This is a genomic window from Wolbachia endosymbiont (group B) of Protocalliphora azurea, assembly GCF_947251865.1.
Classification (GTDB): domain Bacteria; phylum Pseudomonadota; class Alphaproteobacteria; order Rickettsiales; family Anaplasmataceae; genus Wolbachia.
Genome location: NZ_OX366394.1, coordinates 615952 through 628162 on the forward strand (window position 1 = coordinate 615952; position 12211 = coordinate 628162).

Consider the following 12211-nt stretch of genomic DNA (forward strand, 5'->3'; position numbering starts at 1 on the left):
TGGGAATAGCTTATGTCAAATTCCTATTCTCTTTTCCAGTTTTTTTAGGGTTTTTTTTTCTTGCAAGCATAATAGTTTCGTATACATAATGAAACCAAATGGTATTTTTAGCTTGATAACAGAGGAAAATAAAGAGGGCTTGGGTGTAACACTCAAATAATGATTTACCTTATGGATACCGCTAGAAAAGTTGACCAAGGTATACAATTCTCTCTGCGTCAAGTTACTCAAGATATCGAATCTACAAACGCTTTGGATTGAGTGTGTTTGGTCAATTTGAGTGCTTTAAATGAAAGGCGAAAATTGAGCATACTACGCCTCTGTACACAGTATCTTTAATGCAAATGCCCATGTGATTCCACAGATAATTTCTGTTTTTTGATTCTATCTGTCCATTTACCATTTTCCATATCTTGTTTATTGGTTGCTTTTTTTTCTTGTTCAACAATTGCCTTATCTATCTTCTGATGAATTGCATCAATTGCATTAATTGCATTTTTTTCTTTGTATACTTCGCTTTTTCCTTCAACAATTAAATTGGTAAAAATATTTACAACAAACTGCACTTGATTATGATTAACCTGACCTTTTATCGAAGAAGGTAAAGAGTTTAATTCCATCAATACTTCTGATGCTGTTTTATCTTGAGTGGAAAGCCCTAAATTATCTGCTACTTCACTTATTAATAACTCTCTGTTTTCTTTATTATCTTCCAATTTAGTATAATCACGCAGTAGATCCATAACTGAAGATACTCTGACTTCAATAATATCATCAACATCTTCACCTCCTAGAGCAACTCCTGATCCCAATAACCTCTCTCTGAGATTTTTCTTTAAAAGATTGGTAAATTTTTCATTTGCATCCGATCCTGTAGTAGATATTGTACCATCTAAATAGTTGTTTACTTTGATTTGAGTACCTAAGCTATGCTCTATTTGTATTTTTGCCTCAGGTTTAAATCCTAATTTTGCACAGAATTTCTGAAAATATTCTTTAATAGTGTCAAACAAGGTCTTGCCATTGTCTTTATAGTTTTTCAACTCTTCAGGAATAGTAAGTGATAATTTACCATCTCCATATTTTACAAGGTCTTCACCATATTGAGACTCAAGTGTAAATTCTAATGAGCTGGATAGGTCACATATTTTCTCTTCCGGATTGTCAATCGTGGTTATAGGTATTGCCATATCAGACGTCACTTTTATGCGGTTGTGGTCAGTGCAGTAAATGTTTAGCACTTTTTTAGGACTGTGTGGAGTTAAATTACAACTACTGAGTGCGGCATGAGATTCATTAAATATACCAGCCCCATACCCTGCTTGATTACAATTGGTGACTAGCTCTTCTAAAATAGCATTACTTGGAACTTCTGCCCCAGCGTACCTGAACATTTCCTTGAAAATTTCCTTTGCTAATGCACGGTAATCTTTTTTGGAGAATAGATGATAAGAGCTTCTCCCTGCGTTATAAAATCTCTCAAATTCCTTTCTATATTCATCAATTTTTTTTTCATCAGCAACTGTAGGGCTATTACAATGATTTTCCCAAACTTCAGATAGTCTATCTTGATCAAGCTCCTTAAGTACTGGTTCCATAAAAGCTTTACCTTCTTCAGAGAGGTTATCAAAATTATCACGGTTAAAAATCTCATTTTTATAATCTTTAGCTCCTTCCTTAAATGCAATAATAAAATTTTTATCTATTTCTTTTTCATTAATAATAAAATTCATTCTTTGAAAATCTAAGAACATTGTTTCACCGGAATTCGCTAATTTATTATCTTGATCTGCTCTTAATTTACTAAAATTGAATTCTTTAGCTGTGGCCTTTAATCTAACTACCGGACTCTTCTTTGCCTCTTTCATAATTAACACCTTACTATAAATATGCTGTAAGTTGTACCATATAATGATGAATAATTTTATAATATATAAAAAAGTCGATAGTCTATTTCTTTATTTTAGGGATATAGGAAAGGCGTAGATTTCTCTTTTCATTTGTAGCATGCTGCATTAATATTTACGTATTAATCTAGAAAATAGTGATGAATAATATTGTAATTGTTGGTCTGCAATGGGGTGACGAAGGCAAGGGTAAAATAGTAGATTATCTTTCTGAGAATGCAGATGTAGTTGTGAGATTTCAGGGAGGAAATAATGCAGGGCACACTATAGTAATAGATGATGAGGTTTATAAATTAAATTTACTGCCCTCTGCTGTTTTGAGAGCGGACAAAATATCTATTATAGGAAACGGTGTTGCTCTTGATTCACATGCTCTAGTCTCAGAAATAGAGTCATTGAAAGTTAAAGGAGTAGACGTAAACTATAACAACTTGATGGTATCCGAGAGCTGTCCATTAATACTTAGCGTACATAAGGACAAGGAAAAGCTATTTGAAGATTTAAACGGAAATCACAAAATTGGTACAACAAACAAAGGGATAGGGCCATGTTATGAAGATAAAGTTGGCAGGAGAGCTATACGCCTTTGTGACTTAGAAAACACAGATGAGCTCAATCAAAGAGTGGATGCTCTCCTGAGTTACCATAATGCTATCAGAAAAGGACTTAACTACCAGGTAGTTAAAAAAGAAGAAATATTAAAGGAAATTCAAGAGATTTCAGAAAAAATTCTTTTATATAAAAAACCTGTGTGGAAGATACTAAATGATTTTATGAAAGAAGGTAAGAAAATAATATTTGAAGGCGCTCAAGGCGCATTTTTAGATATCGACCACGGAACTTACCCTTTTGTTACTTCAAGTAATACCGTAGCATCGCAAGCGATAACAGGCTCAGGATTATCCTACAATGCTCAAATTATTGGTGTAGCAAAAGCGTATACAACAAGAGTGGGTAATGGTCCATTTCCTACTGAACAAAATAACGAGATTGGAGACAGCTTATTTTCTATAGGTAAGGAACTTGGAACAGTAAGCAATAGAAGAAGGCGCTGCGGATGGTTTGACGCAGTTTTAGTGCGCCAGGCCGTACAACTCTCTGGAGTTTCAAGCATTGTATTAACCAAATTAGATATTCTTGATTCTTTTGATACTATTAAAATAGGCACTGGTTATAAGTATGGCGGAAAAATGTATGATTATTTACCCGCATCACATTCAATACAAAAAGAATTAGAGCCAATATATGAAGAATTTCCTGGTTGGAAAGAGAAAACTCAAGGCAAAAGGTCAGTTAAGGAATTACCTGCAAATTTGATGAAATATGTGAGAAAAATAGAAGAATTAATAGGTGTACCAATTCATCTAATTTCAACTAGTCCCAATAGAGAGGATGTTATTAAGCTTAAAAATCTATGAAAACGTCTTGTTAACTTTTATCTAATAAAAAACGATACTTGTGTGACTTCAAGCAATCTATTATGCAAAGTAGCAGCGTAAACGTACAGTGAGCAGTGTGATTTTTCTTAAATACATGTTGATTGTTATAATATAAACATAGTTAAAGGAGGCGTATTATGATTGCAGGTTTGACTAAGGGAGACAAAGCAGTAAGAGCGGAAAAAACAAGTGATCAGCCGAGAGAACTGTCAGTTGCAGAATATGTAGTTAAGTCAATACATGACTTGCAAAAATTGCATAATAGATTATGTTCATCACAGGGCAACAATTGTGTTAATGATAGAGAGAAGTTTGTCCAAGATAGTGATGGGCTTGGTATATTTCAATTTCTCAAAAGCTATATTAATGATGCAGAAAAAAATGAGCCTTTCATTAAGAACCTTACTATAATGAAATTTCTTCGCTCAATTATAGAAGATAGGGAACTGTATAAAAAGTTATGCAGTTTCGATGATTTTCTCGATTGTGAGTTAGAAAATTTGAGAGATAAGATAAGCTTATTAGCGCTTTTGAGAGAAAAGATGGACTTTACTGATATACAAAAAGCTTATGGTAATTGGCGTTTTAGTAATCTAATAGGTGATAATGATTTTAAGCGAATGTATGTGGATGAAGCAGTAAAAGAAAGAGAAAAGCCTGTTAATGAGGACTTTGAGAAAAATATAGGTAAATACATAGAGTTAGTAAAGGAAGGAAAAGAAGTTGCAAGTAGGTATTTTGGAAAATGGAAAGAGGACTTTCAAGTTTACTGTGAAGAAATTGACAATAATAATAAAGTTTTGAATATTAACCTTACTCATTACGACAATAGTGAGCCAACAAAGATTAGTGACGTTTTACAGCAAGAGAAAGATATTAAAGAACTGAATATCTATTGCAATAAAAAACATGAAATACACGCTCATAAAAAAGATAAGAAAAGATATTATGAATTTAAAGAAGGTGCATATTATGAAATGACAAGCACTTGGGCTGCAAAAGATGGATCAGGAATGTGTACCATGATTATGAATGTGAGTAGTGATGGCATAACTGAAGTACTAAAATTTGATGGTGAAGATTTTGTGTCATCGAAGGAGATTCTAGAATTAATAAAGCAAAACGATGAATTATATATTCAAGGTCTCTCCTTATATGATGCTGTAATGGAATCACTAGAAGAGGATAGGGCTACTCCTATTAATTTTTACAATGAATCTATGGTGGCTTATCAAGGTAAGGAACCAGAGGGGAAGTTAGATCATAAAGTTGATGCTGATAATAGCCTTCCTTCTTCTCCTTCTATTAATAGCAATGCATTGGAAGTCAATTTACAGCACACTGAAACTCAACCAGAAATTGCTTCACAACAAATCAGAACTCAAGCGGAAACTAACTCACAAAAAATGGATGAATTGATTCCAGATAATCAAATGCTACCTAAAGAAAATGTTGAATTAAAGCAAGAAATAGAAGCAGAAACAATTGTAAAGTTAGAGAGGCAGTGTAGCAATTTGAACGATGAACTTGAAGAAGAGAGACTAAAGTTCGACATTGAGGAGCCAGAAAACGAGTACGAGGAATTTCTAGACGATATACTTGAACTCACTGAAGATGAAGATAATATTGATGAATTGAAAGAGAACTATATCGACGTAATTGCAGATCAAATTCAAACAATTAAAGAAATGAAAGAGGAGATAGAAAACTTAAATCATCAAGTGAAATACTTAGAGGACCAACAAGATCAAGTTACTGATAAACAAAGAATGAATGAAATCCCCAGTGGTTGTATAAAAAAATATTATACTCTAATGGGAGAAGTTTTTAATGAAACTGATAATGAGTCTAATGTTCCACTGAAAGAAAAAACAACATTATGCAGATCTTTAAGCTTTGATGGAGGATATGGTAGCGATGAGGAAAATTGTGATAATGATTTATCTTCTAACATAACTTCTATTGAGAAGGTAGTAGAGAGTAGAAGCGTAGGTAGCTCGCTTTCCTCTTGCATTGTTAAGGAGATGATTGGAGTTAAGTTGCAAGAGCAATACTCAAGTAGAGTATAAAAATCTCCTGTATTGATAATAATTTAAAATCTATAGTAGACTGAAAAAGATTATTAAATTATAATACGACAATGATAAAAGAAGACAAATCAAAAACAATTTTTGAAGTGGAAGGGGCAGTAACTGCTTTACTACCTGCAGCAGAATTTAGAGTGAAGCTGGACAATGAACATGAGATTATCTGTCATGTATCAGGGAAAGTGAGAAGAAGTAAAATACGCATAATTATAGGCGATAGGGTGTTGGTTGAGATGAGTGTTTATGATAGGAATGCAAAAAAGGGTAGGATAATTAGAAGGCTTAAAGGTACAAGTGAAAGAACGATCTCTAAATAATCTTATTCTTGCTTCATCATCGAAAAGGCGTATAGCTTTACTAAAACAAATAAATATTGAGCCAGGTTTAATTTTGCCAGCAGACATAGATGAAGTTCCTTTAAAAAAGGAACTTCCAAGAGATTACTCAATCCGTATGGCAAAAAGTAAAGCTGAGAAAACACAAAGTTCAAATCCAGATTACTTTGTGCTTGGTGTTGATACAGTTGTTGCTTGTGGTAGAAGGATACTGCTCAAAGCTGAAAACGTTGAGCAAGCAGAAAAATGCGTTCGCTTGTTATCAGGAAGAAGGCATAGAGTATACACCAGTGTGTGTTTATTAACTCCTGATCAATCTAAACAGCATATTAGGACTGTAGTTACAATAGTGAAATTTAAGCGTCTCAGCGAACAAGAAATTAAATATTATTTAGCATCAGAAGAGTGGAAAAACAGGGCAGGGGGGTGCAACATACAAGGTCTTGCAGGAATGTTTGTATTATTTTTACGTGGCTCATACTCTTCTGTAATAGGGTTACCATTACATGAAACCAATTGCTTGCTAAGTAATTACTTTAACCTATACTAATACCACTGTCCTTTTTTTGTTTTTCTTCAGCAATAAGTTTAGCCCAGATTCTATTTCTATTTGCTAATGCAATTCTATTGCGATCAGGACTATCATTGCATTCTGTTAAAGTATCTTTTCTTTCCTCTTCTACTATTCCAGCTTTCAGTTGTGCTGCATCTTTTTCTAGCAATTTATATAGTTCGCTATTTTTGTCTATAGTCAGATTAGTATTATCATTTTCTTGTTCTGCTACTTTTCTTTCTAATAACTTACGTACAGGGTCATATTTTTTACCTTCTTTTACTTCTTTCAACATACTTTCTGAGAATAAATCTTTAGTAGCCTGGTCTCTCAATCCTTTATTCAATTTTTCCAATGTATCTTTTGGTTCAATGGTTTCTAATTTCCTCTCTAATTGTTCAGGATTTACCTGAAAATTATCGTGGCTAGTGTAAGTTGGAGATGAGTAACCTGAGTCGTTTATTTCTTCCTCCGCTGCATTGTCTTTTAGCAATCCAGCTGCTAATAAATGTTCTTTTGTTTGTTCACTCATTTTCTTTTGATTTACTGGTTTTAGCGGGAATTTCTGAGTTTCTTTATCCAACCTACTGGTAAATTCCGTAAGTAGGGTATAATCTCTTTGTTCAACATTCATTAGGCTCGCTTTTAACTGTCCAGAATTTACTCGAGATTGTTCATGATTAGAGTGAGTTGGAGATGAATAGCCCGAATCGTTTGTTTTTATATCTGTTGAGCTGTATTCTAGCGATTCATTTTCTTGTTCGGTTTCTTTTTGTTCATCGTTTCCTCTTTCTTCGTTTTCCTTAGTGCTAAGATAATCTTTTTCTTGTTTATAATCTGATTGAGGTTTTGAAAGCGTTATATACTCATCTTCGTTATCGCTCCAACCATCTTCGAAGTCAGAAAATTCTTCACCATACTTACTTTCACTACGTAATAACTCATTTTTTGCTTTCCATGCAAGAATCGAAGCTACATCATTTAGTGATTGCTTATTTCCAGTATTGCTTGATTCTTTAGCGTTTTCATACTTAAATGCACCTTTAACTTTTTTGAATGCAACGTCTTGTGCTGCTGCAGTGCTTTCATTAGTTGTAGGATCAAAAATTGCACCTTTTTGCCGATTATTAGATATTTGCTCACTTTCATCTGATCTTCGGCTTCCAGATGCAGTATATCCAAACGTAGTAAATGTAGACTGCCTATCGTTTTGATTTTGGCTTACAGATTTGGTGAAAGCAGTACTGTTTGAATGATCAGAATATGGAGAATTGTAGTTATTTCCACTATTAATCCGTATTGGCTGATACTCACCTTTTTGCTGATTATTAGGTAATGAACTAGTTCTAGTTGGCAGTGACGGTGGAATCTTTTTAGCAGATGCGTTATTAGAATGTGTAGTGCTAGTCGTTGCATGCTTAAACTTAACTTCTTGATCTTGAGTAGCTTGAACGCCAACACCTTTACTAATATCATTTTCTATGAAAGTTTCAGATGATTGTTGATTCTCTTGTTCTTGTCCTTTCTCCTTGAATTGTATTTGATATAGGAATAAGCCACCTATTTTTACATCTGTGTTTGCTTTTAATTGTTCCTCAGTAACACCATTACGTTCAGTGAGATCTACACCATCTTTATCAATCTTGATTTTGATAGTACATTTTTTGCCATTTTTGTCATGCCAATTCAAAGTCATTTCATATGAACCATCGGTTACAACATAATGCCTTATTCTTTTCTCTCCTTCTTCGGCAACAAAACCGTGCATTCCGCTCTTTCCATCACTATGCAGCGTTGAAAATCCCGAAATTCCTTTCTTCTGACAAAAGTCACTATTTAAAAACTCGCTGATTTTAAACTCTTTTTTGTCATCTCCCAGTGTAATACTTGCGTGATCGCCATATATTGAAACTCCTGCGATATCATCAACATACTCTTTTAACCTTGCTTTAACTTCACTTTCAAGCTTTTGTTCGGCTTTCTTTATCTTGTTCTGCTCTGGAAGAATAACTTCATAAGCTTTATTTTTGTCTTCATCTGTCTCCAAATTCCAGACGGAGTGCTTTATTAGAAACTTTACTGCATTAAAACCAACTCTGGAATTATAAATTGGGTCGTCTTCCTTTTTTATTTCATCGAATAAAGTAAAAAATCCTCGAATGAATTCATGATATTGTTGTGTGCTTTGAGTATTCATATTTTCCCTCACTAATAACCCTCTGCCTTTTAGCCTTAGCTAGTACAATTATTACGGGAATTGATTTAGTTTTTATTAAAGAAGTTGTATTGCTAACGTGATGACATGAGCTATTTTATGTTCACATCAAGCAATTTAAGTTGTCATTCCAGTCTGGAATCTAGATTTTTCTAGACTTGATCCTATAGTCAAATTCATAACTACAAACGTTGTAATATAAGAGTAATTTTCACCAAAAAGTATGTCATTTGAGTAGCTGACACTGGGATCCAGTGGCACTCAGTTAGTGAGCATAAAAGTATTATGTTAAAACATAAAATTTTTGATGAAGTTCATGAAAGGCTGGATTCCAGACTGGGATGACAACTTAAAATATTGCTTTAGCTCTGTTTTTGCAACTTCAGGTATTTGCTACTCATAGTAAATACTTCTGGATCTTGAGAAGTGAGCTTGAGTATAGCAAGTATGTTTATGAGTAGCAAAGCAGCAATTGAAATATCAGCGATATCCCAGAGTAACTTAACTCCACCGATTGCACCAAATGGAATGATTAAGGTAAAAACTACAGTCCAGATTTTAGTGTATTTATTATCCATAGATACATAGCGTATTGTTTGTTTTGAACAAAAAAACCAAGTAAAGATAGTAGTAAAGGCAAAACAAAACATTATAGCCATAATTAAATAGTCAGTATAGGGCCAATTCATAGCTTTTCTAAAAGCAAAAATGCACATGTTAGTGCTCTCTAAATCAGTAATCCAAGAATCTGTGACAAGCAGTACCATTGCTGTAATGAACACTATGAGTGCAACTATAAAAGGAGATATTATTGTGATTAGACTCTGTTCAATGATAAATTTATTGTTATTTTTTTTAGGAGTAATCGAGGAGTGTACAATTCCTTCGAGGCCAAGTCCTATATCTGTTGCAAAAATACCTCGCAGAGTTCCTACTTGAATAATAGTCAACATTTCTAAAATTAAACCTAAAGATAAGCCAGAGTTAAAGCTACTAGTTGTAAAAAAATTGCTTGTTATTAGTTTTAGAGAAGGAAGAATATTTTCACTAAACTTAAATAATATGATACCGCAAAGTGTGAGGTAACTTACCGTCATTATCGGTATCATAGCCGATATAAAAATTTTAATTTTTTTTAAGCTGAGAGCTGCAACAACAAAAAATATTATGGCCATTACAATGCCGCCAATGACTACAGGTATATCTACCATGCTGAGTGGTATTGATAGAGAATTTACCTGAACAAGGTTACCAACTGTTATTGAAACCATCATCATAATAACTAGAAACACAACTGTAGCTTTTCTAGAATTAAATGCATCAGTCATGTAGGCTACAGGTCCACCTATAAACCGTCCATTTTTTTCTTTTCTGGTTTTTATACTTAGGTAACAAGTAACATATTTTATCACAGAAGTAACAACAATAATTATTGCCATCCATAAAATGGATCCTGGTCCTCCGGTTTTTAGAGCAACAGCAGTGCCTGAAACGTTTCCTACTCCTAAATTTCCTCCTAAGATTGTAAACAGGGCGGCTATAGAAGAAAATTTATTTTCTCCTCTTTTAGCTCCAATAAGTGAAACGGCATACGGTAGTCTAAACACCTGTAACCATTTTAGTTTAACCGATAGGTAAACACCAGCAACTAGTATGAGTAGTATTGTTGGCAGTAAGAAAACAAACTTTACTGTATCCATCTGTAAAAGAGAGATTTTTACTTGAGTATATAGCAAAAGTTGAAAATACCCAACCTATTTTCTATGTATGACTTCGGTTTCATTATTCTAGCACCTCTTAATCTTGTCATACCAATCACAACTGATTGTAATATGGTACAATGTTCATACAATGTCATTCCAGTGCTTAACACTGGAATATTGTGTTTTTACATAAGGTTAGCTGCTTTTATACTTATCAACTTAGTGTCTAATCTGGATGCCAGAGGGCTTTGTTGCATAGCAGGAGAAAAACTAGCGATTACTGACAAAATTCATTATAAAATAGCCATTTAACCGCTTAAGGATAAATATATCATAAAAAATGAGAGTCAGTAACCAAGGTAAATATAACAAATTTTTCCAAGAAATAGGAATATTTTCATTTAGGCAAGGTGTTGATAAGAAGTTTAAGCTACAAGAGCATTAAATATAGTGATGAAGCACGAGAATATCTAAATCACACATATTGAGAAGCAACCTTCAACAAGTGTAGATGAAGCACAAGCACAATCTTTAGCAGGTGAAAAGAAACAACTATAGTTTTCGTTATTGTTTAGTGTTGACCTAGAAGGTCAACACTGATATATACCTCTATATAGCTAATATGTGGAGGTAATATGGTGGTAGATAATCCAAAAGCAGTTAATAATCAGGATTATTTTGATAAAAGTAATCGTTTTTATTTGCGCTTAAAAGATAATTTTTTTAAAAATCTGAGCCCAGATAGTAAAGTATCTATGGATTCTGAAGATAAGAACGAAGAAGTTAGTATTGATGATGATGAAAAGTGGTTTAAACACTTTTCTACTGTACTTTCCAATGAAGAAGGACAGGAAAAGTATAGATATGAGGTTAATGGCAGGTATGAATATAAACATGCCAATAAGTACGATAGCAAAAATGTCGTAGGTGCAATTGCTCAGAAAATTGCAAAAGATGTAAAGGAAAGTATAAAAGATAATACTTTAGAATATATAGGAATTAAAGAAAGTAGAAAGAAAGGTAAGATTAAGCCTGCACTCAGAATTATGCTTGGCGATCCTACAAAATCAATAAATGTGGTTGATGTTTTAAATAGTGATATATGCAGAAAATATGGTGTAGATGGAATTACATTATTGCTGCCTAGTAAAAGCAAATGTGAAACAAGGGGAATACGCTGCAGAGTTGATGAGAATGGAACAAGAATTTATAAAGTAGCTAACGGCTCATATTATATGACTTTAAATTGGTATGCTGAAGGAGAAGAGTGTGAAATGAAAATTATCATTAGTGATAATGGTGCTGTAGAGTTTATTGAAAGCAATGGTGTCACTTGGGAGCAATTAGCTGCAAATAAAGAAGTAAAAGTAGGAAGACAATATGAAGCGAAGCCTTTATATGAAGCATTGTCATATTTAAAGCGAGAAGGCTCTGAAGTAATAAAAGGATTTTATCCTTCAACAAGTGTGGAAAGCATACAAATCACTACAGGAGTTAATAAGCAAGCAGCTCTTTCAAAGTTATAATTTTCGTTATTGATTGAAATGAAGCCTTTTGGGGACCAAAAGGCTTCATGATCGAAATTTTTGGAAAGATCTTTATTGGAAAATTCAGGGACAGGAATAACATTTTTAAGCTATCGTATAACTATCACTTGCTCGCTGGGAGCTCTATTTTTCATACCACTCATTTATGAGTTTATTGATATCGGAATCCATAAAATCCTTTAGTGGTTGACTGTTTTTTATCTCGGCATTTTTAGGGATACACCTATCTTTACATATTGCGTACTTTATATGAAAGTTAATATCAGCGTATTCCTGATTTGGAATGATATTAGTTTTAAAGGGAAATAACACCATATCTTCATATATGTTACTAACAAATGTAACTTCCCCAACTTTATCTTCATGTTCCTTGGGAGTAGACCAATGAATATCTATATTGTATGTTTATAGCTGAAAGGAAAGAG

General features: G+C 33.4%; 9 protein-coding genes. 5 read left to right on the forward strand and 4 right to left on the reverse strand.

Annotated features, from left to right (window positions below):
- Positions 1 to 335 precede the first annotated feature (335 nt).
- A complete protein-coding gene (locus OPR35_RS02920; protein WP_052264694.1) occupies positions 336 to 1868 on the reverse strand; it encodes a hypothetical protein in 1533 nt (510 codons plus the stop codon).
- A 179-nt stretch (positions 1869 to 2047) separates the two neighbouring features.
- On the opposite strand from OPR35_RS02920, the gene OPR35_RS02925 reads away from it, so the two are divergent.
- The 4 genes from OPR35_RS02925 (at position 2048) to OPR35_RS02940 (ending at position 6318) form a co-directional block, all read left to right on the forward strand.
- Complete coding sequence (locus OPR35_RS02925) at positions 2048 to 3325, forward strand: adenylosuccinate synthase (protein ID WP_007302822.1); 1278 nt, start codon at positions 2048 to 2050, stop codon at positions 3323 to 3325.
- 158 nt (positions 3326 to 3483) lie between these two features.
- On the forward strand, positions 3484 to 5415 hold the full coding sequence (locus tag OPR35_RS02930; protein WP_264376811.1) for a hypothetical protein: 1932 nt from the start codon (positions 3484 to 3486) through the stop codon (positions 5413 to 5415).
- A gap of 71 nt (positions 5416 to 5486) precedes the next feature.
- Positions 5487 to 5750, forward strand: coding sequence for a translation initiation factor IF-1 (gene infA / locus OPR35_RS02935; RefSeq protein WP_214303387.1), 264 nt, complete (start codon positions 5487 to 5489; stop codon positions 5748 to 5750).
- A complete protein-coding gene (locus OPR35_RS02940; protein WP_214303388.1) occupies positions 5728 to 6318 on the forward strand; it encodes a Maf family nucleotide pyrophosphatase in 591 nt (196 codons plus the stop codon). Before infA ends, OPR35_RS02940 begins: the two co-directional genes overlap by 23 nt.
- Here OPR35_RS02940 and OPR35_RS02945 read toward each other — a convergent pair.
- Both OPR35_RS02945 and OPR35_RS02950 read right to left on the reverse strand, forming a co-directional pair.
- A complete protein-coding gene (locus OPR35_RS02945; RefSeq protein ID WP_264685466.1) occupies positions 6305 to 8518 on the reverse strand; it encodes a hypothetical protein in 2214 nt (737 codons plus the stop codon). The two genes, OPR35_RS02940 and OPR35_RS02945, sit on opposite strands and share 14 nt — an antisense overlap.
- Positions 8519 to 8898: 380 nt before the next feature.
- Complete coding sequence (locus tag OPR35_RS02950; RefSeq protein WP_052264771.1) at positions 8899 to 10236, reverse strand: alanine/glycine:cation symporter family protein; 1338 nt, start codon at positions 10234 to 10236, stop codon at positions 8899 to 8901.
- Between the two features lie 638 nt (positions 10237 to 10874).
- Between OPR35_RS02950 and OPR35_RS02955 the strand changes: the two genes are divergently transcribed.
- Positions 10875 to 11765: a hypothetical protein gene (locus OPR35_RS02955; RefSeq protein ID WP_265024987.1), complete on the forward strand. Its 891-nt coding sequence runs from the start codon at positions 10875 to 10877 to the stop codon at positions 11763 to 11765.
- Between the two features lie 144 nt (positions 11766 to 11909).
- Here OPR35_RS02955 and OPR35_RS02960 read toward each other — a convergent pair whose 3' ends face one another.
- The gene (locus OPR35_RS02960) at positions 11910 to 12182 is read right to left on the reverse strand and encodes a protein-disulfide reductase DsbD domain-containing protein (protein WP_320157137.1); all 273 of its coding nucleotides are present in this window, start codon (positions 12180 to 12182) and stop codon (positions 11910 to 11912) included.
- Between the last annotated feature and the right edge of the window lie 29 nt (positions 12183 to 12211).